This window comes from Geodermatophilus africanus (genome assembly GCF_900107105.1).
Lineage (GTDB): Bacteria > Actinomycetota > Actinomycetes > Mycobacteriales > Geodermatophilaceae > Geodermatophilus > Geodermatophilus africanus.
Window position 1 is genome coordinate 366951 of sequence record NZ_FNOT01000001.1, and the last position, 24498, is coordinate 391448.

The window sequence follows — 24498 nt, forward strand, 5'->3', positions numbered from 1 at the left end:
TGCGGGACAAGGGAGTCCGGAACGACTCACCGGGCGACACGCCGGTAGACCTCCTGCACCGCCGCCACGTGCGCCGCGGGGTCGTGCCGGGAGCGGACCCGCGCCCACCCTGCACGACCCAGCCGGTCGGCCTCCGCGGGGTCCGACAGCAGCCGGGTGAGCGCGCCGGCCAGCGCGGCGGCGTGCCCGGGTGGCACCAGCAGCCCGGTGGTGCCGTCGTCCACCAGGTCGGGGACGCCGCCCACCGCGGCGGCCACCACCGGCACTCCCTGCGCCGCGGCCTCGAGCACCGCCATCGGGCAGTTCTCCCACCACAGCGCCGGCAGCACGGCGACCGCCGCGGCTCGGAGCTCGGCGGCGACCCGGTCGGGCGGCAGCGGGCCCAGGACGTCGACCGGCAACCCCTCCGCCACGACGCGGGCACGCACCGCGCGCTCCAGCCGCCCGGACCCGGCCAGCCGCACCCGCACGCCGGCCGGCAGCCGCGCGGCGGCGTCCAGCAGCGTGTGCACCCCCTTCTCCGCGACCAGCCGGGAGGCGTACAGGACGGCAGGCGGCTCGGCGCGCGCCGGCCGCGGGGACCCCGCCACCACCGGGTTGGGCAGCACCTCGACGCGGTCGGCCGGCAGGCCGCCCTCGATCACCCGGTCGCGGAGGAACGCGCTGGGCGCCACGAACCGGTCCACCCGGTCGTAGACGCCGCGGGCGCGGGCGGCGTAGGAGTCCACCGCCGCGGCGACCGACCGCCACGGCGAGCCCTCGAGGCAGCGGTGCCGCACCACCTGCCAGTAGCCGCCGGACAGGCAGCGGGTGCACGGCGCGCCCTCGGTGAACAGCCGGAAGTTCGGGCACACCGGCTTGTAGTCGTGCAGCGTCATCACCGTCGGGACGCCCCGGCCCTGCAGCGCGTCGAGCACCGAGAGCGTCAGCCGCTCGAAGACGTGGTGCACGTGCGCGACGTCCGGCCGCACCTCGTCGACCACCCGCGCCAGCGCCCGGTACGCCGACGGCGACCACACGCCCGCCCAGGCCTCGCCGAACCGGGTGCGCGCGCCGGCCCCCGCCGCCGGCGGCAGGGCCGAGCGCACCGGCGTGGGCAGGGTGCGCTCCTCGGCCACGGCGAAGGGCACCACCTCGTGCCCGGCCGCCCGCAGCAGGTCCGCGGTGAGGACCAGCATCGTCTCCGCACCGCCGGGCCCCTGGGTCCAGTGGTTGCCGACGAGCAGCACCCGCACGGTGTCAGAACCGCAGCACGGCCTGCAGCGGTGGCGCTGCCAGCCGCCGGCCGGCGAGGTCGGCCAGCAGCCGGGGGCCCTCCTCGAACGGCAGCACGTCGGTGACCACGTGGGTCCGGATGTCAGGCCCCCGCTCGCGCAGCAGGTCGAGGGTGACCTGCGCCAGCGCCGTCCGCGGCCAGGCGCCGGCCATGCCGGGCGGCACCCGGCTGATCTGCGCGCACACCACGGCCAGGCCGTTGTGGTGGAACTCCTCGCCGAGCCGCACCGCCTCGGCGCCGGCCTGGTAGAAGCCGAGGTCGACGACGGTGCCCTGCGGGCGGAGCGCCTTGAGCCCGGTGGCCAGCGCGGCGTCGTGTCCGCGGCACTGCAGGACGACGTCGGCGCCGGCGTCCCCCGGCCCGTGCCGCCAGCGCTCCTTGACCGCCCGCCACGCCGGGTGGGCGGGTTCGTCAGCGGCAGGGTCGGGCAGGGTGGTCAACCCCAGCGCCTCGGCGACCGCCCGCCGCTCGGCGGAGGGCTCGGCGACGACGACGTCCGCGGCGCCGTGCCGGACGGCGAGCATCGCGGTCAGCAGCCCGATGACGCCGGCGCCGGTGACCAGCACGTGCCGGTCGCGCACCCCGGCGTCGACGCCCGCGCGCGGTCCGGCGACGTCGGCGGCGGCGTGCAGCAGGCCGTTGACGCAGATGGGGCCCATCTGCGCGAGGTAGACGCCCAGCAGCGGGTCGAGGTCGTCGGGCACCGGGATGACCGGCTTGACCGACGGGTCGGCGCAGGTGCCGGTGCGGTGCCCGTAGGCCATCGCGACCAGCCGGCCCTCCTCGAGATCGGGGGTGCGGCTCTCGGTGACCCGGCCGACCTCCATGTAGCCCAGCCCGGTCACCGGGTAGGCGGCCGGCGGCCCGACATCGTCGAACGAGCGCAGTTCGGGGTCCCAGTGCAGCAGGTGGTGCGGGTCGGTGCCGCGGACCAGCGCGACCTCCGTGCCGGCGCTGATCCCGCTCCACTCGGTGTGCACCCAGGCCTGCCCGGGACCGGGGTCGGGCTCGTCGACGTCCAGGATCGCCGGCTGTCCGGGCGCGGCGACGCCGATGGTGCGGACCGCGCGGCTCACGATGTCCCCCGTTCGCTACCGCGAGGCGCTCCGCTCCTCGCTCGCTGGCGCTCGCTGCGATGCTCACTCCTCTGTCCGCTCACAGCCGCACCGTCCCGCCGTCGGCGGCCGCGGTGGCCACGGCAACCGCCAGCCGGTGGGTGCGCAGCGCCTCGCGGTACGGCGTCCGGACGTCGTCCCCCTCGCCGCGGACGGCTGCCACGAAGGCGCGGTCCTCGGCCTCGAAGGGGTCGACGTCGCGGTCGACCACCCGCTCGCCGTCGTCGTCGGTGACCACGAGCTGGTGCTCGGTGAGCCAGAGGCCCAGGCCCGGGGCGACCAGCTCGACGCCGATCCGGTGCGCGCGGGGCAGCAGGCAGCTGTTGGAGAAGGACCCGACCGCGCCGCTGTCGAAGCGCAGCGCGGCGGTGCAGACGTCGAGGATGTCGCCGGGCCCGTCGGGCGAGCGCGAGCCGGTGGCCCAGCCGGCCTCGACCTCCCCGACCAGCACCCGGGCGACGTCGAAGAGGTGGGTGGCCTGCTCGACGGTCTGCCCGCCCGAGCCGTCCTGCCGCGCCCACCAGTCGACCCGCGGCGCCCGGTCCAGCCACGTGCCGAGCACCAGGCGGGCCGGCGCCCCGGCGAGCAGCTCGCGGGCCAGCTCCAGGGTGTCGAGGTAGCGCCAGTGGTAGCCGACCGCGGTCAGCAGCCCGGCGGCGTCGATCCGGTCGGCCAGCGCCGCCGCGGTGCCGAGGTCGGTCGCGAGGGGCTTCTCCACGAACAGCGGCAATCCGCGCTCGACGGCCGCCGTCTCCACCTCGCCGTGCGCGTGCGGCGGGACGCAGACCCAGAGCGCGTCGAGCCGCTCCACGTCGAGCAGGTCCGCCCAGTGCGCGTAGGCCGCCGCCCCCGCGCGGGCGGCGAGCACCTCGGCCCGGTCGGCGCGCGGGTCGGCGATCCCGGCGACGGTCACGCCCTCGATGGAGGTGAGCACGTCGACGTGCCGCCCGGCGATGAACCCGGCCCCGACCAGGCCGATCCTCGTCGTCATGCCGGCCTCCTGCCCGGCCCGGCCGGGCGGCAACCCTCCAGCCCCCGGAGCGCCCGCGTCCGCCGGCCGGACGGGCGGGCGGGACGCCGACCTGCTCCGCTAGCTCGGCCTGGACCCGGACAGCCGCGCCCCGGGCGGGGGCTCGCGCTGCGCTGACGGTGCAGTGCGGACGTCGCCGCGAACCCCTGCGTGGCGGGCCGGTCAGCGCCCGGGGGTGAGACCGAGGACGGTCGCCGCCAGGTCCACCGCGGCCGGGTCGGGCACCCGCTCCGCCGCGGCCTCCACATGACACCGGGCCGGCAGTGGGGCAGGAGGGCAAGAACGGTCGGGCGCGGGAGCGCCGTCCCCAACCAGACTCGCTGACGTGGCCGACGACGACCCCCTCCCCGGACGGGACCGCCTCCGCGAACTGCTCGACGCCGTCCTCGACGAGGACAACCGCACGCTGCCCGACATGGCCGGCGACGCCTTCGCCAGCCCCTGGTACTTCGCCCGGCAGGTGAGCCGGGGTGCCGGGGAGCCGCCGGTGGCCCTGCGACGACGGGTGCTGCTGGAGCGGGCGGCGTGGCAGCTGCGCGAGGGGTCGAGCGTCACGGCGGCCGCCTTCGCCGCCGGCTACGAGTCGGTGGAGGGCTTCGCCCGCGCGTTCGCCCGCGCCTACGGCCGCTCCCCCGGCACGTCGGACGACGGCCACCCGCGCACCCGCGACGAGCACTGGCTGCCCGCACCCAACGGCATCCACTTCCACCCGCCGACCTCGCTGTGGGTCGCCGACGAGGGCCGGCGCGGCACACCGGACGAGGTGACCGCCCTGCTGGTGCACCACGACGTCGAGGACACCCGCGCCCTGCTCGAGGTCGCGAAGGCCCTTCCGGACGACGAGTACCGGCGGACCCGGCTGCCCGGGCTGTCGGTGCTGGCCTGGGACGGCCCGGAGGAGTCGGTGGCCGCCGTGCTGGGCGCGCTGGTGTGGGCCAAGGAGGTGTGGCTGGCCTCGATCGAGGGCGCCGGCTCCCCCGCCCGCGGCCCCGACGACCCGCCGTCCCTGCTGGCCCGGCACGACGCTGTGGCGCCCCGCTGGCTGGCCGCCGTCCGGGACGTCGCCCGCCGCGGCGCCTGGGGCGACCGGCTCGTCGACGCGCTGTGCGAGCCGCCGGAGACGTTCGTCCTCGGCAGCGTCGTGGCCCACGTCCTCACGTTCTCGGCGCACCGGCGGCTGCTGGTGCGCCACCTGCTCCGGGACGCCGGCTTGGCCGTCGACACCGGGGACCCCATCGAGTGGCTGACCAGGAGGGACCGATGACGCGCACCGTCTACTACACCGCGACCAGCCTCGACGGCTTCATCGCCGACGAGCACCACTCGCTGGACTGGCTGCTCTCCCGGCACTCCGACGAGCACGGCCCGATGGGGTACGCGGAGTTCGAGAAGCGGGTCGGCGCGCTGGTCATGGGCGCGACGACCTACCAGTGGGTGCAGGAGCACGACCCGGGGGCGTGGGCCTACACCGTCCCGGCCTGGGTCCTCACCCACCGGCAGTTCCCCGCTCCCCCGGGCGCCGACGTCCGGTTCACCGCCGCCGACGTCGCCGAGGTGCACGCGGAGATGGTCGCGGCCGCCGGGGACCGCGACGTGTGGGTCGTCGGCGGCGGCGACCTCGCCGGCCAGTTCGCCGACCGCGGCCTGCTCGACGAGGTGGTCGTGTCCATCGCCCCGGTGACCCTCGGCGGCGGCGCGCCGCTGCTGCCGCGCCGGTTGGAGCTGGTCCGCACCGAGGAGGCGGTCAACGGCGAGTTCGTCTGCATCCGCTACGACGTCGTCCGGACGTGACGTGGCCGAGGCGTCCCGCACCTGGTGGACCCGCCGACGCATGACCATTCACGGTCGTGCATACTTCTTCGGGTGTCCAAGGTGCTCACCTCCCTGCCTGTCGGCGAACGCGTCGGGATCGCCTTCTCCGGCGGCCTCGACACCTCCGTGGCGGTCGCGTGGATGCGCGACAAGGGCGCGGTGCCCTGCACCTACACCGCCGACATCGGCCAGTACGACGAGCCCGACATCGGCTCGGTGCCCGGGCGCGCCGCCGCCTACGGCGCGGAGGTCGCCCGGCTCGTCGACGCCCGTGCGGCGCTGGTCGAGGAGGGCCTGGCGGCCCTGACCTGCGGGGCGTTCCACATCCGCTCGGGCGGCCGCAGCTACTTCAACACCACCCCGCTGGGCCGCGCGGTCACCGGCACGCTGCTGGTCCGCGCCATGCTCGAGGACGACGTCCAGATCTGGGGCGACGGCTCGACCTTCAAGGGCAACGACATCGAGCGGTTCTACCGCTACGGCCTGCTGGCCAACCCCTCGCTGCGGGTCTACAAGCCGTGGCTGGACGCCGACTTCGTCACCGAGCTCGGCGGCCGCAAGGAGATGTCGGAGTGGCTGATCGCGCACGGCCTGCCCTACCGGGACAGCGCGGAGAAGGCCTACTCCACCGACGCCAACATCTGGGGTGCCACCCACGAGGCCAAGGCGCTCGAGCACCTCGACACCGGCGTGGAGATCGTGCAGCCGATCATGGGCGTGCGGTTCTGGGACCCGGACGTCGACATCGAGCCCGAGGACGTGACGATCGGCTTCGAGCAGGGCCGCCCGGTGATGGTGAACGGCAAGACGTTCGACAGCGCCGTCGACCTGGTGCTCGCGGCGAACGCGATCGGCGGCCGGCACGGGCTGGGCATGTCCGACCAGATCGAGAACCGGGTCATCGAGGCCAAGAGCCGCGGCATCTACGAGGCCCCCGGCATGGCCCTGCTGCACGCGGCCTACGAGCGGCTGGTCAACGCCATCCACAACGAGGACACCCTCGCCACCTACCACAGCGAGGGCCGCCGGCTCGGCCGGCTCATGTACGAGGGCCGCTGGCTGGACCCCCAGGCGCTGATGCTCCGGGAGGCGCTGCAGCGCTGGGTCGGGACGGCGGTCACCGGCGAGGTCACGCTCCGGCTGCGGCGCGGCGAGGACTACTCGATCCTCGACACCACCGGCCCGGCCTTCAGCTACCACCCGGACAAGCTGTCGATGGAGCGGACCGAGGACTCCGCCTTCGGCCCCTCGGACCGGATCGGCCAGCTCACCATGCGGAACCTCGACATCGCCGACTCCCGGGCCAAGCTCGAGCAGTACGCGGCCCTCGGCATGGTCGGCAGCGGGCACCCGCAGCTCATCGGCGCCGCGCAGGCCGCCTCCACCGGGCTGATCGGCGCGATGGACGCCGGGGGCGCGGAGACCATCGCCTCCCGCGGGACGGTCGCCGAGGACGAGCTGCTGCTCGACCGCGCCGCGATGGAGTCCGGCACGGATTAAGGACCCCCTGCCCCCCCACCGCTCGCAAGCTCGCGGCGGGGCCCTGCAGGGGGGCCACCGTCACGCGCCGAAGGGCCGGTCGTCACGTCGCGCGGTAGACCGCGTCGGGGACGTCGGTGACGAACATGTGCCCCGGCGCGTGGGTGATCGCGAACGGCGGCCGGGAGTCCATGAGCGCCGCCTGCGGCGTGACCCCGCAGGCCCAGAACACCGGGACGTCGCCCTCGGCGGGCTCGACCGGGTCGCCGAAGTCGGGCGCACCGAGGTCGGCGATGCCCAGGGCCTCGGGTGCCCCGACGTGCACCGGCGCGCCGTGCACCTGTGGCATCCGGGCGGTCACCAGCACCGCCGCGGCCACCAGCTCGCCGGGCACCGGTCGCATGGACACCACCAGCGGCCCGGACAGCCGGCCGGCGGGGCGGCACGCCCGGTTGGTGCGGTACATCGACACGTTGCGGCCCTGCTCGATGTTGCGCACCGGCACACCCGCGTCCAGCAGCGCCGTCTCGAAGCTGAAGCTGCACCCGATGAGGAAGGCGACCAGGTCGTCGCGCCACAGGTCGACCACGTCGGTCGGCTCGTCGACCAGCTCCCCGTCCCGCCACACCCGGTAGCGGGGCAGGTCGGTGCGCAGGTCGGCCCCCGGCGCCAGCGCGGTGGACGTCGACCCCGCGTCGGTCACGTCGAGCAGGGGCACCGGCTTCGGGTTGCGCTGCCCGAACAGCAGGACGTCGTAGGCCCAGTCCTGCGGGACGACGACGAGGTTGGCCTGGGTGTAGCCGGGCGCCCAGCCGGACGACGGGACGGCCAGGCCCGCGCGGTACTGCGCACGCGCCCCGACGGGATCGGCGGCTGGAAGCAGCATCGTCATGCCCCCATGGTCCTCCGCCCACTCCCGCCCGGCTCGGCCGCAGGTCCCCCTTCTGCTGTCCTGGCCCACTGCCCTGTCCGACCTCGCGGATGATCATGGAGCCACGGGGGTGACACGCGGACGAGCCCCACGTGTCGCCGCGCCGACTCCATGATCGTCCCCGAGCGGCCGGTCGCCGCCGCCAACGGAACGCCGTCCGGCCTCGCATTGCCGCTGCCTGCAGGGGCCCCTAGCGTCGGACCCCCGCCATCGTGGAGAAGCCCATGTCGCAGAGCCACGAACCTGCTCCCGCCACCACCGCTCCGTCCAGCAGCCGCATGGCCGCGGGCACGCGGTCGACCCTGCTCGGCGCGATGTTCCTCATGGCCACCTCGGCCATCGGCCCCGGCTTCATCACCCAGACGACGACCTTCACCGTCCAGCTGGGCGCGGCGTTCGCCTTCGCGATCGCCGTCTCGATCGTCATCGACATCGCGCTGCAGCTGAACGTGTGGCGGGTGATCGGCGTGAGCGGCCGGCGGGCCCAGGAGCTGGGCAACCTCGTCGCCCCGGGCCTCGGCTGGGTGATGGCCGCCTTCCTGCTGATCGGCGGGCTGGTGTTCAACATCGGCAACGTCGCCGGCGCGGGTCTCGGCACGGACGCGATGCTCGGGCTGGACCCGAGGATCGGCGGCGCCATCTCCGCCGTCATCGCCATCGGCATCTTCCTCAGCCGCCGGGCAGGCGTCGCCGTCGACCGGATCGTCGTCGTCCTCGGCCTGCTGATGATCGCGTTGACCGCCTACATCGCGATCACCTCGGGCCCGCCGGTGGGCCAGGCACTGCGCAACGTCGTCCTCCCGGAGGAGGTCTCCTTCCTGGCGATCACCACGCTGGTCGGCGGCACGATCGGCGGCTACATCGTCTACGCCGGCGCGCACCGGCTGCTCGACTCCGGGGTCACCGGCCGGGAGCACGTCCGCGACATCACCCGCGGCTCGGTCACCGGGATCGTGATCACCGGGATCATGCGGGTCGTCCTCTTCCTCGCCATCCTCGGCGTGGTGGCCGGTGGTGCCGACCTGGGCACCGAGAACCAGGCGGCCAACGCCTTCCAGGCGGCGGCGGGCGAGGTCGGGCTGCGGGTCTTCGGCGTCGTGCTGTGGGCCGCGGCCATCACCAGCGTCATCGGCGCCTCCTACACCACGATCTCCTTCGTCACCTCCCGCACCCGCACCAGCGACCGCACCCGCACGCTGCTGGTGGTCGGCTTCATCGCGGTCACCACGCTGGCCTTCCTCCTCCTCGGCGCCGCCCCGACCACGCTGCTGGTCTTCGCCGGCGCGTTCAACGGGCTGCTGCTGCCGATCGGGATCGCCGTCATCCTCTGGGTGGCCACCCGCCGGTCGGACCTGCTGCACGGGTACCGCTACCCGCGCTGGCTGCTCGTCGTCGGATGGGCGGCCTGGCTGCTGACGCTCTACCTGGCCATCAACTCGATCCGCCCGGTGATCGCGCTGTTCTCGTAGGGGAGGCTGTCGGGATGGACCTGAACTCCGACCTCGGCGAGGGCTTCGGCCAGTGGCGGCTGGGGGACGACGAGGCGCTGCTCGACGTCGTCACCAGCGCCAACGTGGCCTGCGGCTTCCACGCGAGCGACCCGTCGATCATGCAGCGGGTGTGCGCGCGGGCGGCGGAGACCGGCGTCGCGATCGGCGCGCAGGTGGGCTACCGCGACCTCGCCGGCTTCGGCCGCCGCTTCATCGACGTGGAGCCCGACGAGCTGACCGCCGACGTGCTCTACCAGATCGGCGCGCTCGAGGCGTTCGCCAAGGTCGCCGGCTCGCGGGTGCGCTACGTCAAGCCGCACGGCGCGCTCTACAACACGATCGTCACGCACGAGGAGCAGGCAGCGGCGGTGGTGCGGGCGGTGGTCGCCTACGACCGCGAGCTGCCGGTGCTGGGGCTGCCCGGGTCGACCTGGCTACGGCTGGCCGACGAGGCCGGCCTGACGACGGTGGCCGAGGCGTTCGCCGACCGCGAGTACACCCCCGAGGGCACGCTGGTCTCCCGGCGGCTGCCCGGCGCGGTGCTGCACGACGCCGAGGAGATCGCCCGCCGCTGCGTCGCGATGGCCACCGGCGAGCCGGTCACCGACGTCGAGGGCGGTCTGCTGCGGCTCGCGCCGGAGTCGATCTGCGTCCACGGCGACACCCCGGGCGCGGTCGCGATCGCCCGGCAGGTGCGCGAGGCCCTGACCGCGGCCGGGGTCGCGCTGGCGCCCTTCGCCGCCTGATGCGCGTCCTGCCCAGCGGGTCGACCGCGCTGCTGGTCGAGGTCGACGGCCTCGACGAGGTCCTCGGTCTGTACGCCGCCCTCACGGCCGAGCCGGTCGAGGGGGTGGTGGACGTGGTCCCCGCGGCGCGCACCGTGCTGCTCGTGACCGACCCGGCGGTGACGACCCTCGCCGCCGTGGAGCAGGCGGTCCGGCGCACTCCGCCCCGCACCGGACGGCGGGAGGGCGGTGAGCTGGTCGAGCTGCCGGTCGTCTACGACGGGGCCGACCTGGGCGACGTCGCCGCCCACCTGGGCGTGGACCCCGGCGAGGTGGTGCGCCGGCACACCGGCACCGAGTGGACCATCGCCTTCTGCGGCTTCGCCCCCGGCTTCGGCTACCTCACCCCCGACGGCGAGCCGTGGCACGTCCCGCGCCGGGACAGCCCGCGGACGAGGGTGCCGCCGGGCTCGGTGGCACTCGCCGGGGAGTTCAGCGGCGTCTACCCGCGGGAGTCTCCGGGCGGCTGGCAGCTCATCGGCCGCACCGACGTCGCCGTCTTCGACGTCGAGCGGGACCCCGCGGCACTGCTGCGCCCCGGCGTCCGCGTGCGGTTCACGGAGGTCACGTGAACCGGACGCTGACCGTGCTGGCGACCGGCCCGCTGACCACCGTGCAGGACGGCGGCCGGCCCGGGCAGGGCGCGCTCGGCGTGGGCCGGTCCGGGGCCTGCGATCGGGCCGCGATGCGGCTGGCCAACCGGCTCGTGGGCAACGACCCCGACGCCGCGGTGCTCGAGGTGACCCTCGGCGGGCTCGTCCTGCGGGCCGGCGCGGACCTCGTGGTGACGACGACCGGGGCCCCCTGCTCGGTCGCGCACAATGCCCCGGTGTCGCTGCCGGCGGGCGCCGAGCTGCGGCTGGGCCAGCCGCCGACGGGGCTGCGCACCTACGTCGCCGTCCGCGGCGGCGTCGCCGTCGAGCCGGTGCTCGGCAGCCGCTCGACCGACCTGCTCGCCGGTCTGGGCCCGCCGGTGCTCTCCCCCGACGACGTGCTGCCCGTCGGCGAGCCCACCGCGCCGATGCCGGGGGTCGACCTCGCGCCGGTGCCCGACCCGCCCGGCGGGGAGGTGACCGTGCGGGTGCTGCCGGGTCCGCGCACCGACTGGTTCGGCGCGGAGGCGCTGCGCGCGCTGACCGGGACCCCGTGGGAGGTCACCGGCGAGAGCAACCGGATCGGGCTGCGGCTCTCCGGGATCGCCCTGGAGCGGACCCGCTCCGGGGAGCTGGCCAGCGAGGGCATGGTGCGCGGGGCGCTGCAGGTGCCGCCGTCCGGGCAGCCGGTGCTCTTCCTCGCCGACCCGCCCGTCACCGGCGGCTACCCGGTCATCGGCTACGTCGAGGACGCCGACGTCGACCGCTGCGGCCAGCTGCGCCCGGGCCAGACCCTCCGGTTCCGCGGCGACGTCGTCCCCCGCTGACCGGCTGCCCCGGGCACCCCCAGCACCCGGCCCAGGCCCGGCTGCTGACCGCGGTCCCGCGCCGGTCGGGGACCGACACGACCAGGAGTACGTCGACGAGGCCGGCGCGCGCGGTCGTCGTCCCGTAGACCTCTCCCGGGGAGGGTTCGAGCGACCAGCGGGCGCTGCGCGACGATGAGCCGTCCCAGAACCCCTGGAGGAACGCGCGTGCAGACCGCCGACCCGGCGACCCGAACCGGCTCCCCCCGCCGGTGGTGGGCGGTGCTCGCACCCGCCGCCGCCCTCGTCCTGGCCGCCCTGTGCCTGCGCGGGCCCTTCTCCGCCGTCGGCCCGGTACTCAGCGAGCTCGGCACCGAGCTCTCCGTGCCGCAGGCCGCGCTGTCGGTGCTGCCTGCGCTCCCGCTGGTCTGCTTCGGCCTCGTTTCCCCCGTCGCACCCGCGCTGGCCGCCCGGCTCGGCGTCCAGCGCGCCGTCCTCGCCGGGCTGGCCGTGCTCGCCGCCGGCATCGCCTTGCGCACCGCGGGGACCTGGGGGCTCTACGCCGGCACCGTGCTGCTGTCGGCCGGCATCGCGGTGGGCAACGTGCTCGTCCCGGCGGCCGCCCGGGCCGCGTACGGCGACCGCGCCGCACCGGTGCTGGGCGCGGCGACCGCGTCGATGGGGTTGTCGGCGAGCCTGGGCGCCGGTTTGGCCCAGCCGCTGACGACGGCGACCGGCAGCGCGGTCGCCGGGCTGACCGTGTGGCTCGCACCGGTGCTGGTCGCGGCGGCCGCGATGACGTTGCTGGCCCGGCGCCGCGGGCCCGCGGCCGGCTCGCGGGCGGCCCGGCCGCCGGTGGTCGCCGTCCTGCGCGACCGGGTGGCGCTGGCGGTGACGGTGTTCTTCGGCCTCCAGTCGCTGGCCTTCTACGTGATGCTCACCTGGATGGCCGACGTCCTGGAGGACGACGCCGGCACGTCCGCGGTGCGCGCCGGGGCCCTCGTGGCCGTCGCGGCCGCGTTCGGCGCGCCCTGCGCGCTGGTCGTCCCGCCGCTGGCGGCGCGGGCACGGTCCCAGGTCGGCTGGGTAGTGGGCGCGACGCTGCTGTCGGCCGTCGGCATCGTCGGGCTGCTCCTCGCCCCCACGGCCGCCCCGGCGGTGTGGGCGGTGCTGTGGGGCCTGGGCACGGGGACGGCGTTCCCGCTGGCCCTGACCTTGGTGCTGGTGCGCACCCGGGACGTCGCCCAGACCGGCCGGCTGTCGGCGGCCGCGCAGAGCGTCGGGTACCTGCTCGCCGCGACCGGCCCGCTGGCCGTCGGCCTGCTGCACGACGCGACCGGCGGGTGGCGGACGGGGCTCACCGTGCTGGCAGTCCTGCAGGTGCTCCAACTGGCGGCCGGGCTGTACGCCGGCCGACCCCGACTCGTGACGGAGCCGACGACGGACGCCGACCGTCCTGCGGAGGCCCGCCATTGAGGACCAAGACTCCCGGTGGTGTCTCGGCCGGGTGGTGGCCCTGTGACGCTGCGCGACTCTGACGCCGCGTGACGCCGACCCGTGGCTGGCAGAGCGATTCGAGGAGAGCGACGCTGCAGGTCGGACGGCCGCTCCGCCTTCCGGCTTTCTCGCAAACGTGCTGGCCACGGACCCAGGACTGTCATGCCTCGTACGTATGTTCGGATCATGACGTCAGCCGGTTCGCTGCGCACGCCGATCGAGGCGGCGCTGGTCGGCCGGCTGCTGGAGCGCCCGCCGACCACTGCCCGGTTGCCGGTGGGCGCGCTGACCCGTGCGGAGAAGGCGGCGGAGCTGCAGCGGCTGCAGGCCCGCAAGACGATGGACGCCGCCTACGAGGCCGAGCTGGTGCTGGGGCTGGCCGACGACACCCCCGACACCCTCGACCCGCCGCCGGACCAGCCGGGTGCGAAGACGGGGTCGTGGGCGCCGGAGCCCGAGCTGCCCGGGGTGTCGCAGTTCTTCACCGCCGAGTTGGCGGTGGTGCTCAACTGCGGCCGCCGCACCGCCGCCCACCTGGCCCAGCGGGCCTGGACCTACCGCGCGCGGCTGCCCGCCACCTGGGCGGCGCTGGCCGAGGGGGCGCTGGACGAGCCGCGGGCCAGGGTGCTCGCCGACGTGCTCGGCCCGACGTCTCCGGCGGTCGCCCGTCAGGTGGAGGCCCGGCTGCTGCCCGAGGCCACGCAGCTGTCCACCGGGCGGCTGCGGGCACGGTCGCTGGCACTGCTGCTCGAGCTCGACAGCGAGGCGGTGGATCAGCGGCGGGAGGCGGCGCAGCGGTCCGCCGACGTGCGCAGCTACCCCTCACCCTTGGAGGGCATGTCGACGCTGGCCGCGGACCTGCCCACCCCGGTGTCCGCCGAGTGCCTCGATGTGGTCGATCGGCTGGCCGGGATGCTCAAGGCCGACGGCGATCCCCGCCCGATCGGGCAGCTGCGCGCCGCAGTGCTCGCCGACCTGATCCGCCGCCCCTGGCACACCGGCCTCCCCGGCGTCACCGCGCAGCTGACCATCGCCGCCGCGTTGGACGCACTGGCCGGCCGCACCGACCGGCCCGGCGAGGTGAACGGGCAGCCGATCACCGCCGCGGCGCTGCGCGAGCTGCTCACCCAGCTTGGCACGCTGGAGCTGCGCGCCCCCGAGGGCGGCACACTGACCTGCGCGCTCACCGACGCCGACGGCGCACTGCGCGCCACCGCCACCCTCGACCAGCTGCGCCGGCTGGCCCGCCGCGGCTGCCGGCAGCACCCCCACGGCGACTGTGGCTGCCCGCTGCTCGACCGGCCGCCGGCGACCGGCGCCTACACCCCCACCGCGGCCCAGCACGCCTTCGTCACCACCCGCGACCGGGCCTGCCGCTTTCCCCACTGCGGGCAGCGCGTCGGCTGGGCCGACCGCGACCACGTGATCCCGCACGCGCACGGCGGCGCGACCGACTGCGCCAACCTGTGCTGCCTGTGCCGCTCCCACCACCGGCTCAAGACCCTCGCCCGCGGCTGGCGGTTCGTCATGGACGACGACGGCACCCTGCACGTCACCACCCCCTCCGGCGTCACCCGCACCACCCGGCCACCCGGCATGCGACCACCGGCACCCGACCCGCCGGAGAGGAACGGCGCTCCACGATGGCCCCCTCCTCCACAGGACGCCGATCCCCCGCCCTTCTGACTGACTGGGACCACCGTGTCGGTTCGTCGCCGTGTCGGTTGGTCGCCATGTCGACGAACCGACACGGCGACCAGCCGACGGCGCCGCCCATGGGAGCACACCGGCTGGGGCCACGGTCGCGACACCTCGGGCCACGGGACGTGGTGCTCGCCACGTCGGACTGGTGGTGCCGAGTGCCGCCCCTTCCCCTCCGGGACCGGGGGGCGGTGCTGATGGACGACGTCAACGGCAGGATCGCTGCCATGGATCTGCTCGTCCCCCGCGTGGGGGTACGGACGGCGCTCACCACCGTGTGATCCGTCGGGCCGGTCACGCCGTCGCGGTTGGCAGCGCCGGGTCGGGGACGGGTGCTCCCGTGTCGGGCACGTGAGTGCTCGTGGGGATGACGGTCGTCCGACCGTTGGGAGGCCCGGACGGCCAAGAGGCAGGCGGGCTCTGCGCCGGCAGCGGTGGCCGACTCTGCTCGACGTCCTTGCTCGGCACCGAGTCGAGCAGACCGAGCGCCTGCCTGTCGATGAGCCCGGTGAGCAGCTGCTGCGCGTATCCGAAGATCAGCGCATAGGCGAGGATCTGCTCCTGCGAGTCCAGCGCACTCAGTCCCGGGACGAACTCACCGCGGATGGCGATCAGGGCGCCGATCGCGGTCAACGCACCCGCGGGGACCTTGAGCAGCGCCAGCGCGATCGGGATGTCGTAAGGCGTCGAAGTACCCCGCAGGTTGCGGATCGAGACCGCCGCAGCCAGCGAACCGCCCAGCAGGCCGAGCATCGCCACCACGACGACGTCCAGGCCGCCCGGCCGCTGATCCGGCCCGTCACCCGTCGGGCAGGCCACGGGGGAGTCCTGCGGCTGGAAGCACAGCGGAACGCTGGTCGGTTCCGCGGTGACGACGCCGGAGAAGACGAGCACGAGGACGGCGATGCAGCCCGTCGTCGACAGCAGGATGTTGCGGAAGTTGCGTATCCGCGTGTGCGCGCCGTCGGCCGCCTCGTGGCCGACCTGGATCACCTTGGCCAGCAGCAGTCTCCGGCCCGGGCCCGGAGGCATGTGGAGGAGATGGCAGGCCGCCTCCCGCATCGGGTCGTCCCGGTTCAAGGCCACCTGGGTCCGCGCCACGGCCGCCGGGACCTCGGCCTCGACCTCGACGTCGGCGTACAGCTTGGCCAACTCGGCCTCTGCCTGGTGGGACTTGCGGAAGGCGGCCTCGATGCTCGTTCCCCGCCACCAACTGCGGATGAGCCCGTACTGCGGTTCCTCGCCGCGAGCGGCGCGCTCCGCGCTCGCGATCAGGATTTCGACGCCGCTGCAGATGGCCGTGCGTTCGGCCTCGGATGCGCCGGGGGGCGGACGGCGATCGCGGATCGTCTCCAGTCGCATCCGCAGGGCCGCAGTCCTGGTCTCGATCTCCTGGGACCAGCTGCGTCCACCGCCGCGGCTGAAGCGCGTCCCACTGCGACGCCCCAGCGGCCAGGGGAGGTCCCGGGTCCGCTCCGGTGGACCGGGTGGCGCTGGTGAGCTCGACATCCGTGCCCCTCCCCGAGCGGCTGCACTGGGTGGCCGCTGCGGCGGTCCACGAGAACAGAGCGCGGGACGATCATGGGCAGTGTCCGTCACCGTTCCGTCACAAGGACGTCACCCTCAGCGTCGCTCCCGGCTCGGACCCTACGACCGCAGAGCTCGTCCAGCGTGCCGCTGAGCGGATGCGGCCGGAACCGCACCGACAGCAGGCTGCCCGACTCGTCCGGTGGCGCTCCGGACGACCTGGCGTGCGGCCCACGCTGCTGCGGCGCGACTGACGGCCACGCGGACCGGCACCGCCGGCTGTCCCTCGAACCGCCTCCAGGGCGGCGTCGCCTCACGTGTCCCTAGAAGGGATAGGCGGGCAGGTCGCCGCGCAGGGTCACCCACTGGGTCTCGGTGAACGCCTCGATGTTGGCCTGGGGACCGCCGTGCCGGGAGCCGGTGCCCGACGCCCCGACTCCGCCGAAGGGGGCCACGGCCTCGTCGTTGACGGTCTGGTCGTTGATGTGCACCAGGCCCGACGGGATCCGCTCGGCCAGCTGCAGGCCGGCGTAGACGTCGCGGGTGAGGATGCCCAGGGACAGCCCGTACTCGGTGCCGCGGGCCAGCTCCGCCACCTGGTCGAGGGTGGAGAACGCGGTCACCGGGGCGACCGGGCCGAAGATCTCCTCGCGGTACGCCGGCGCCTCGACCGGCACGTCGCCGAGCACGGTGGGCCGGTAGAACAGGCCGTTGTACTCCCCGCCGGTGCGCACGGTCGCGCCTGCGTCGACGCTGGCCAGCACCAGGCCGTGCACGCGGTCCCGCTGGCCGGCGTCGATCAGCGGGCCGAGGGCGACCTCATCACGGAACGGGTCCCCGACGGGCAGCTTCGCGACCTTCTCGGTGAGGACCTGCGTGTACTCCTCGGCGATCGACTCGTGCACGAGGTGCCGGCTGGTCGCCATGCAGATCTGGCCCTGGTGGGCGAAGGTGCCCCACGCCCCCACCGAGGCCGCCGCGGTCACGTCGACGTCGGGCAGCACGACGAGCGCGGAGTTGCCGCCGAGCTCCAGGTGCGCCCGCTTGAGGTGCTGCCCGGCCAGCGCGCCGACCGCGCGGCCGGCCCTGGTCGAGCCGGTGAAGGCGATGACCCGCACCGGCGGGGCGGTCACCAGCGCCTCGCCGACGTCCGCGCCCCCAGGGAGCACCTGCAGGACGCCGGCCGGCAGCCCGGCCTCCTCGAAGACGCGGGCGAAGAGGACGCCGCCGGAGACGGCGGTGCGCGGGTCGGGCTTGAGGACGACGGCGTTGCCCAGCGCCAGCGCCGGCGCGATCGCCCGGATCGCCAGGATGGTCGGCACGTTGAACGGCGCGATGACGCCGACCACGCCGGCCGGCACCCGGCGGGCGAAGGACAGCCGGGGCGCCCCGGTGCGCAGCAGCTCGCCGTACGGGTGGCTGGGCAGCGCCGAGGCCTCGTAGCACTCGGCTGCGGTGGTGTGGACCTGGAAGTCGCCGAACGGCTGGATGGCGCCGGTCTCGCGGGCCAGCCACCCCCTGATCTCGTCGGCGGAGGCCTCGAGCACCTCCCCGGCGCGGCGCAGCACCCGGGCGCGGTCCTCGAACGGCAGCGCCGCCCACGCCCGCTGTGCCTCGGCGGCGCGGTCCGCGGCGACGGCGACGTCCTCGGGGGTGGCCCGGCCGACCGCGCCGACGACGTCCCCGGTCGCGGGCTCGACGACGTCGTACGTGCCGCCCGACCCGTCGGTCCACGCGCCCGTCCAGACCTTCCCCTGCCACGCGCCGTCGTCCAGCAGTGCCATGCCTGTCCTCTCGTCGGGGCGGGCGGGACCTGGGGTCGCCCCGCGGCTCGCCTCCCGGCAGGGTAGGAGGCACGGCAGCCGATCCGTCGGCCGGGAGCAGGAGGGGTCCATGGGCACCAGCGACAGCGCGGAGTGGCAGGCGCTCGCCGAGCACCACCGCGAGGTGGGCGACCGCCACCTGCGCGACCTGTTCGCCGAGGACCCGCAGCGCGGCACCGACCTGGTGGTCACCGCGGGCGACCTGTACCTCGACTACTCCAAGAACCGGCTGACCCGCGAGACGGTCCGGCTGCTCGCCGCCCTGGCCGAGCGGGTGGGGCTGCGCGAGCGCACCGAGGCGATGTTCCGCGGCGAGCACATCAATCCGACCGAGGACCGCGCCGTCCTGCACGTCGCGCTGCGCGACCCGCGCACCGGCGGCCTCGACGTGGACGGGCACGACGTCAACGCCGAGGTGCACGAGGTGCTCGGCCGGATGGCCGACTTCGCCGACCGGGTGCGCGGCGGGGCCTGGACCGGACACACCGGCGAGCGGATCCGCGCCGTGGTCAACATCGGCATCGGCGGCTCGGACCTCGGCCCGGCCATGGCCTACCTGGCGCTGCGCGACTACTCCGACCGGTCGCTGACCTTCCGCTTCGTCTCCAACATCGACCCGACCGACCTGGCCGAGGCCACCCGGGACCTCGACCCGGCGACCACGCTGTTCGTCGTGGCGTCGAAGACCTTCACGACCCAGGAGACGCTGACCAACGCCAAGGAGGCCCGTCGCTGGCTGTTGGAGGGGCTGGGCGGCGACGAGAAGGCGGTGGCGAAGCACTTCGTCGCCGTCTCGACGAACGCCGAGAAGGTCAGCGAATTCGGCATCGACACCGCCAACATGTTCGGGTTCTGGGACTGGGTCGGCGGCCGCTACTCGTTCACCTCGGCGATCGGGCTCTCGCTCATGGTGGCGATCGGGCCGGAGCAGTACCGCGAGATGCTCGACGGCTTCCACGCGATCGACGAGCACTTCCGCACCGCGCCGTACGGGGAGAACCTGCCGGCCCTGCTCGGGCTGATCTCGGTCTGGTACGTCGACTTCTTCGGCGCGCAGAGCCAGGCGGTGCTCCCCTACTCGCAGTACCTGGCGCGCTTCCCGGCCTACCTGCAGCAGCTGTGCATGGAGTCCAACGGCAAGTCGGTCACCCTCGACGGCTCACCGGTCGACGTCGCCACCGGGGAGATCGTCTGGGGCGAGCCGGGCACCAACGGCCAGCACGCCTTCTACCAGCTGCTGCACCAGGGCACGCTGCTCGTCCCGGCCGACTTCATCGGGTTCGCGCAGCCCAACGATCTCACTCATGACAGGGACCTGGACTCGATGCACGACCTGTTCCTGGCCAACTTCCTCGCCCAGCCCCGCGCGCTGGCCTTCGGCCGCACGGCCGAGGAGGTCGCCGCGGACGGCACGGCGGGCGACGTCGTCCCGCACAAGGTCATGCCGGGCAATCACCCGTCCAACGCGATCGTGGCGCCCAAGCTGACGCCGTCGGTGCTGGGGCAGCTGGTCGCCGCCTACGAACACCGGGTCTTCACCCAGGGCGTCGTGTGGGGCATCAACTCGTTCGACCAGTGGGGCGTGGAGCTGGGCAAGGTCATGGCCAACCAGCTGGCGCCCAAGCTGCAGAGCGGGTCGGCGCCGGAGTACGACTCCGACTCCTCGACGAACGCGCTGGTCCGCTACCTGCGCGAGGGCCGCGGCCGCCCCGCCTGACGGCGGTCGCTCGCCGGCTCCTGCAGGCCGGCGAAGGCGAGCACGTCGCCGGCCACCCGCTTGTCCATGCCGACCCCGAGGTGCCCCTTGCCCTCGTAGCGGACGACCGTGCACTCCGGGATCAGGGCGGCGGTCTCCTCGATCACCGCCGGCGGGAAGAACCGGTCGCGACTCCCCGAGACCAGCAGGACGGGGATGCGGATCGTCGGGAGCACCTCCCGGGAGTCGAACTCCACCTCCGCCCGCAGCTCGGTGAGGACGTCGCCCGGCGGGCACTGCTCCTCGGCGAACAGGGCCCGCCCGATCAGCGGCGCCGCCAGCCGGCGCAGCCAGCGCAGGCGGCGCCCCGGCAGGACGTACTCGCCGAACGCCATGCCACAGCCGGTCGTGTCCCGCCGTGCGAGGGCCGTGGCCAGGCGGGAGTCCACGTCCTTGCCCCACGGGCTGACCTCGCAGCCGGCGACGACGAGGGCGACGCGCTCGAGGCGCTCGGGGTGCCGCGCGGCCAGGTACTGCGCGACGATCCCGCCGTAGGACTCCCCGACGACGAGGTCCACCCGGCCCCCGAACTCCGCCGCGATGAGGGCCGCGTAGTCGTCGGCCATGTCGGCCACGGTGTGCCCGGCCGGCATGTCCCGCCGGCGGGTGACGATCCAGACGGCAAAGCCCGCATCGACGTACGGCCGGTGCAGGCGCACCATGAGCCGGGCCATCGATCCCTCGGGAACGGAGCTGCCCGGCCCCTCCTGGATGGACAGCAGCTTCCTCGGCCCGTGCCCCCAGGTCAGGTACTCCATGCCGTTCGCGAAGGCGCCCCTGCGCGGGTCGTCGGCCGTCGTCCGGACGTCGGGCATGCCCATCCCCTCATCGGAGCTGTCGCGTCCGCCGTGGCGCGATCGGGCGATGGTGGCACGGGCGATGGGCCCGCAGGAGGTGCCGACGGCTCGCGGGGGGCGACTCAGTCGGACCTGCCTCGCAGTTCCTCGAGGATCGGCGCGGCCACCTTGAACGCGTGGTTGGCCGCGGGCACGCCGGCGTAGACGGCGGCGTGCTGGATGACCTCGGCGATCTCCTCGTCGGACAGGCCGTTGTTCTTCGCCGCCCGCACGTGCAGCGCGAACTCGTCCCAGTGGCGCAGCGCGACGGTGATCGACAGCGTCATGAGGCTGCGGTCGCGGCGGGACAGGCCCGGCCGCTGCCAGACGTCGCCCCAGGCCACCCGGGTGATGAAGTCCTGGAAGTCGGCGGTGAACGGCGTCGTGCCCGCCACCGCGCGGTCGACCCAGGCGTCGCCGAGCACCTCCCGGCGGGTGCGCATGCCGGCGGCGCGGCGCTCGTCGTCCGTGCCGGGCAGCTCGGTCACGCGTGCCCACCTACGGCGTCGAGGTGCCCCAGCAGCGCGCCGGTGACCTCCAGCGGCTGCTCGAGGTTGGGCAGGTGCGCGCCCGGGCTCACCGACACCAGCGAGGCGCCCGCGATGCCCTCGGCGATGGCCTGCTGGTGCGGCGGCGGCAGCGCGGGGTCCTCGGCGCCCGACACGACCAGCGTCGGGGCGGTGATCCGGCCCAGGTCCTCCCGCAGGTCGACCGCCGCCACGACCTCGCAGCACCGCGCGTAGCCCTCGTCGTCGGCCGCGACGATCATCGCCTCGAGCCGCGCCACCAGGTCCGGGTGCTCGGCGGCGTACCCCGGCGTCAGCCAGCGGCTCACCACCGTCGGCGCCAGCGGCGCGGTGCCGCCGGCGCGAGCCGCCACGGCCCGGTCGAGGAAGCCCTGCGGGTCCGGCTTGGCCGATGTGGCCAGGGCGACCAGCTGCTCCACCCGGGCGGGCTCGCGCGCGGCGAGCCGCAGCGCCGTCATCCCGCCCAGGGACAGCCCGGCCACGTGCGCCCGCTGCACGCCGAGCCGGTCGAGCAGCGCGACGACGTCGTCCACCAGGTCGTCGAGCGACCAGGGCCCCGCGGGGGACGGCGAGTCGCCGTGGCCGCGGGTGTCGTAGGTGACCACCCGGTACCGCTCGGCCAGCGCGGGCACCTGCGGGTCCCACATGCCGCGGGTGGCCCCGAGCGAGTTGGACAGGACGACGACCGGCGCGTCGGCCGGTCCCTCCAACGTGTACGAGACCTCGACGGCTGTCATGGACGTCCCTCCGTGAGTGCGGCGTGCTCGGCCAGCGCGGCGTCCACCTGGGCACCGGCCTCGCCGACGTCGGGTCTACCGGCGGCGAGCACGGCCCGCACGTCGAGGTCGGTGCGGGCGGCGACGACCTCGGCGAGCGGGCGGCCGGTGTCGCGGGCCTCGCGGACGGCGGCGGCCGCGGCGTCGTGCGCGGCCCCCGTGCCGAGGGTGGGCGTCAGCGCCTCGGCGAGCGCGCCGGCCAGCGGGCCCTCGGCGGCGGCCGCGGCGGTGGCAGCCATGCGGGCGGCGTCCGGCCGCAGCCCGCGCAGGCTCTCGGCCAGCCAGGACGCCGCCGAGCCGACGGTGGTGAGCAGCTCGGTGAGCGTCGGCCACTCGCTGTGCCAGGCGCCCGCGGCCCGCTCGTGCTCCTGCTCCATCGCCGACAGCAGCGTGGCCACCAGCCCCGGCGCGCGGCGGGCGCAGGCCCGGGCGGAGATGGCGGCGACCGGGTTGCGCTTGTGCGGCATCGCCGACGACCCGCCACGCCGTTGAGCAGCAGGCCCCTCGCCCACCTCCGCCACCTCGGCGACCTCGGTCTGGGCGAGCAGCACGACGTCGACCGCCACCGTGGCGACCACGCCCGCGGCGGCCCCCAGCGCGCCGGCCAGGTCGGCGACCGGCAGCCGGACGGTGAACCACGGGACGGCGGTGCTCGTCAGCTGCAGCTCCTCGGCCAGCGCCGCCCGCAGCGCGACCCCGGCCCCGCCGCTGGCGGCCAGCGTGCCGACCGCCCCGCCGTACTGCACCGGCAGCTCGGCGACCACCTCGGCCAGCCGCAGCCGGGCGCCGTCCAGGCCGGCCAGCCAGCCGGCGGCCTTGAGCCCGAAGGTCGTGGGCAGCGCCTGCTGCAGCAGCGTGCGCCCGGGCAGCACGTCGTCCCGGTGGGTACGAGCGAGCCCCGCGACGGTCTCCGCGGCGGCGGCCAGGTCGGCGTCGACCGCGGCGATCGCGTCCCGGGCCATCAGCAGCAGCGCGGTGTCGAGCACGTCCTGGCTGGTGGCGCCGACGTGGACGGCGACCGCGTCGCGCTCGCCGACCGCGTCCTGCAGCACCCGCACCAGCGGCGGCACCGGGTTGCCGGCGTCCGCGGCCCGGGCGACCACGGTGGCCAGGTCGAGCCGCTCGGGGTGCGCGCAGGCGGCGGTGACCGCGTCGGCCGCCGTGGTGGGCACCAGCCCGGTCCGGGCCGCTGCGCGGGCGAGCGCCGCCTCGACGGCGAGCAGCGCCCGGAACCAGGCGTCGTCGGAGACGGCGGTCGCGGCCCCGCCGCGGGCGAAGGTCCCGGAGAGCAGGCTCATACGGCGAAGAACACCGTCTCCCGGTCGCCCTGCAGGTGGATGTCGAGGCGGTAGCCGTCGTCGGTCGGGGTGGCGATCAGCGTCTCCCGGCGGTCCTCCGGCACGCTCCGCAGGACGGCGTCCTGCGCGTTGGCCTCGGCCTCGTCGGCGAAGTACACCCGGGTGACGACCCGGTCGAGCACGCCGCGGGCGAAGACGGAGACGTCGACGTGCGGCGCCTGCAGGCCGCCCTCGCCGTCGGGGACCCGGCCGGGCTTGAGCGTGAAGACGCCGAACTCGCCCGGCGGGTCGATCGTCTGCACCCGCGCGTAGCCGCGGAAGCCGGGGTACGACGCCGCACCGCGGGGGTCCTCGGGCGAGGAGAAGCCGCCGTCCGGGTCGGCCTGCCAGGTCTCGACCATCGCGTCGGGGACGAGGTCGCCCGCGCCGTCGAACACCCGGCCGCGGATCCAGATGCCGCCCTCGGTGCCCTCGGCCGCGGCCCAGGCGCCGTCCGGCCAGCTCAGGCCGATGGCCAGGTACGGGCCGACCGTGGCGCTCGGGGTGGTGCCCAGCCGGAGGGGCTCGGTGAGGAAGCCGGTGCCCCGCCGCCCCGACCGGGGCTGGAAGGGGGTGGCCGGGTCCGGCGGGACGTCCAGGGGATCCACGGTCATCAGGCCACGTCTCCGTCGTCGTCGGTCTCGAACGGGGTCTGGTCCGTGCCGCGCAGCACGATGTCCCACTCGAAGGCCAGCGCCCAGTTGTCCTGCGTGCGCTCGAGGGAGTACCGGCTGATCGCCCGGTGGCGGGCCGCCGCGGGGATGGCGTTGAAAATCGGGTCCTGGCCGAACAGCGGGTCGTCCGGGAAGTACATCTGCGTGACCAGCCGCTGGGTGAACGCCCGGCCGAAGAGGCTGAAGTGGATGTGCGCGGGGCGCCAGGCGTTGTGGTGGTTGCCCCACGGGTAGGCGCCGGGCCGGATCGTCATGAACTCGTAGCGGCCCAGGCCGTCGGTCACGACCCGGCCCAGCCCGTCGAAGTGCGGGTCCAGCGGAGCGGGCCAGTTGTCGACGACGTGCCGGTAGCGGCCGGCCGCGTTGGCCTGCCACACCTCCACCAGCGCGTCGGGCACCGGGCGGCCGTTGCTGTCGAGCACCCGGCCGTACACGAGGATCCGCTGGCCGATCGCCTCGCCGCCGTTGCGCAGCGTCAGGTCCGCGTCCCGGGCCTGCACCCGGTCCTCGCCGAGCACGGGGCCGGTGACCTCGGTGAGCCGGTGCGGCAGGTCGACCGGCGTCCGCAGCGGCGCGCGCAACGCCGTGCTCCGGTAGTCGGGGAAGCCGACGGGGGTGCGCAGGGGGGCGTCCTCACGCACGTAGGGCGGCAGGACCAGCCTGCCCTCCGATGTGGTCCCGGTCATGTCCTGGACCGTAGGGCCGTGGGGCTACCCTGCCCAAGCCT

Annotated in this window: 22 protein-coding genes; 10 read left to right on the top strand and 12 right to left on the bottom strand. The window is 75.2% G+C overall.

Annotated features, from left to right (window positions below):
• Positions 1-26: 26 nt before the first annotated feature.
• From BLW63_RS01660 to BLW63_RS01670, 3 genes are all read right to left on the bottom strand, one after another.
• Positions 27-1235: a glycosyltransferase gene (locus BLW63_RS01660; RefSeq protein WP_091150751.1), complete on the bottom strand. Its 1209-nt coding sequence runs from the start codon at positions 1233-1235 to the stop codon at positions 27-29.
• Between the two features lie 4 nt (positions 1236-1239).
• The gene (locus BLW63_RS01665) at positions 1240-2352 is read right to left on the bottom strand and encodes a zinc-dependent alcohol dehydrogenase (protein ID WP_091150752.1); all 1113 of its coding nucleotides are present in this window, start codon (positions 2350-2352) and stop codon (positions 1240-1242) included.
• Positions 2353-2431: 79 nt separating this feature from the next.
• Positions 2432-3382, bottom strand: a complete 951-nt coding sequence (locus BLW63_RS01670; protein ID WP_091150754.1) for a Gfo/Idh/MocA family protein — start codon at positions 3380-3382, stop codon at positions 2432-2434.
• Between the two features lie 364 nt (positions 3383-3746).
• Between BLW63_RS01670 and BLW63_RS01675 the strand changes: the two genes are divergently transcribed.
• The 3 genes from BLW63_RS01675 to argG all read left to right on the top strand — a co-directional run bounded on the left by BLW63_RS01675 (position 3747) and on the right by argG (position 6733).
• Positions 3747-4685 carry a helix-turn-helix domain-containing protein gene (locus tag BLW63_RS01675; RefSeq protein WP_091150757.1) on the top strand — a complete coding sequence of 313 codons (939 nt, stop codon included), beginning with the start codon at positions 3747-3749 and terminating at the stop codon, positions 4683-4685.
• Positions 4682-5212 (top strand): dihydrofolate reductase family protein, encoded by a 531-nt coding sequence (locus BLW63_RS01680; protein WP_091150759.1) that lies wholly within the window; start codon positions 4682-4684, stop codon positions 5210-5212. Before BLW63_RS01675 ends, BLW63_RS01680 begins: the two co-directional genes overlap by 4 nt.
• A gap of 72 nt (positions 5213-5284) precedes the next feature.
• Positions 5285-6733 carry an argininosuccinate synthase gene (gene argG, locus BLW63_RS01685; RefSeq protein ID WP_091150761.1) on the top strand — a complete coding sequence of 483 codons (1449 nt, stop codon included), beginning with the start codon at positions 5285-5287 and terminating at the stop codon, positions 6731-6733.
• 82 nt (positions 6734-6815) lie between these two features.
• Here the strand turns inward: argG and BLW63_RS01690 are convergent, their stop codons facing one another.
• Positions 6816-7604: a putative hydro-lyase gene (locus BLW63_RS01690; RefSeq protein WP_091150763.1), complete on the bottom strand. Its 789-nt coding sequence runs from the start codon at positions 7602-7604 to the stop codon at positions 6816-6818.
• A 263-nt stretch (positions 7605-7867) separates the two neighbouring features.
• On the opposite strand from BLW63_RS01690, the gene BLW63_RS01695 reads away from it, so the two are divergent.
• From BLW63_RS01695 to BLW63_RS01720, 6 genes are all read left to right on the top strand, one after another.
• Positions 7868-9112, top strand: coding sequence for an NRAMP family divalent metal transporter (locus tag BLW63_RS01695; protein WP_091150764.1), 1245 nt, complete (start codon positions 7868-7870; stop codon positions 9110-9112).
• Between the two features lie 14 nt (positions 9113-9126).
• Positions 9127-9879, top strand: a complete 753-nt coding sequence (locus tag BLW63_RS01700) for a LamB/YcsF family protein (protein ID WP_091150766.1) — start codon at positions 9127-9129, stop codon at positions 9877-9879.
• Positions 9879-10490, top strand: a complete 612-nt coding sequence (locus BLW63_RS01705) for a 5-oxoprolinase subunit B family protein (protein WP_091150768.1) — start codon at positions 9879-9881, stop codon at positions 10488-10490. Before BLW63_RS01700 ends, BLW63_RS01705 begins: the two co-directional genes overlap by 1 nt.
• The gene (locus BLW63_RS01710; protein ID WP_091150770.1) at positions 10487-11338 is read left to right on the top strand and encodes a 5-oxoprolinase subunit C family protein; all 852 of its coding nucleotides are present in this window, start codon (positions 10487-10489) and stop codon (positions 11336-11338) included. Before BLW63_RS01705 ends, BLW63_RS01710 begins: the two co-directional genes overlap by 4 nt.
• A 207-nt stretch (positions 11339-11545) precedes the next feature.
• On the top strand, positions 11546-12793 hold the full coding sequence (locus tag BLW63_RS01715; protein WP_091150771.1) for an MFS transporter: 1248 nt from the start codon (positions 11546-11548) through the stop codon (positions 12791-12793).
• 207 nt (positions 12794-13000) lie between these two features.
• Positions 13001-14500 (top strand): HNH endonuclease signature motif containing protein, encoded by a 1500-nt coding sequence (locus tag BLW63_RS01720; protein ID WP_091150773.1) that lies wholly within the window; start codon positions 13001-13003, stop codon positions 14498-14500.
• 309 nt (positions 14501-14809) lie between these two features.
• On the opposite strand, the gene BLW63_RS01725 is transcribed toward BLW63_RS01720, so the two are convergent.
• Together BLW63_RS01725 and BLW63_RS01730 are read right to left on the bottom strand one after the other, a co-directional pair.
• Positions 14810-15877, bottom strand: coding sequence for a hypothetical protein (locus tag BLW63_RS01725; protein ID WP_091150777.1), 1068 nt, complete (start codon positions 15875-15877; stop codon positions 14810-14812).
• 488 nt (positions 15878-16365) lie between these two features.
• The gene (locus tag BLW63_RS01730; protein ID WP_091150779.1) at positions 16366-17826 is read right to left on the bottom strand and encodes a benzaldehyde dehydrogenase; all 1461 of its coding nucleotides are present in this window, start codon (positions 17824-17826) and stop codon (positions 16366-16368) included.
• 109 nt (positions 17827-17935) lie between these two features.
• Between BLW63_RS01730 and pgi the strand changes: the two genes are divergently transcribed.
• Positions 17936-19582 carry a glucose-6-phosphate isomerase gene (gene pgi, locus BLW63_RS01735; protein ID WP_091150781.1) on the top strand — a complete coding sequence of 549 codons (1647 nt, stop codon included), beginning with the start codon at positions 17936-17938 and terminating at the stop codon, positions 19580-19582.
• Here pgi and BLW63_RS01740 read toward each other — a convergent pair.
• The 6 genes from BLW63_RS01740 to pcaH form a co-directional block, all read right to left on the bottom strand.
• On the bottom strand, positions 19549-20436 hold the full coding sequence (locus BLW63_RS01740) for an alpha/beta fold hydrolase (protein ID WP_170856588.1): 888 nt from the start codon (positions 20434-20436) through the stop codon (positions 19549-19551). The genes pgi and BLW63_RS01740 overlap by 34 nt on opposite strands.
• 104 nt (positions 20437-20540) lie before the next feature.
• Positions 20541-20945, bottom strand: a complete 405-nt coding sequence (pcaC, locus tag BLW63_RS01745; protein WP_091150785.1) for a 4-carboxymuconolactone decarboxylase — start codon at positions 20943-20945, stop codon at positions 20541-20543.
• Positions 20942-21721 carry a 3-oxoadipate enol-lactonase gene (pcaD, locus tag BLW63_RS01750; RefSeq protein ID WP_091150787.1) on the bottom strand — a complete coding sequence of 260 codons (780 nt, stop codon included), beginning with the start codon at positions 21719-21721 and terminating at the stop codon, positions 20942-20944. Before pcaD ends, pcaC begins: the two co-directional genes overlap by 4 nt.
• Positions 21718-23058, bottom strand: coding sequence for a 3-carboxy-cis,cis-muconate cycloisomerase (gene pcaB / locus BLW63_RS01755; RefSeq protein ID WP_091150789.1), 1341 nt, complete (start codon positions 23056-23058; stop codon positions 21718-21720). The genes pcaD and pcaB overlap by 4 nt, the downstream gene beginning before the upstream one ends.
• A complete protein-coding gene (gene pcaG / locus BLW63_RS01760) occupies positions 23055-23711 on the bottom strand; it encodes a protocatechuate 3,4-dioxygenase subunit alpha (protein ID WP_091150791.1) in 657 nt (218 codons plus the stop codon). The genes pcaB and pcaG overlap by 4 nt, the downstream gene beginning before the upstream one ends.
• Positions 23711-24457, bottom strand: a complete 747-nt coding sequence (gene pcaH / locus BLW63_RS01765; protein WP_091150793.1) for a protocatechuate 3,4-dioxygenase subunit beta — start codon at positions 24455-24457, stop codon at positions 23711-23713. The genes pcaG and pcaH overlap by 1 nt, the downstream gene beginning before the upstream one ends.
• Positions 24458-24498: the final 41 nt, after the last annotated feature.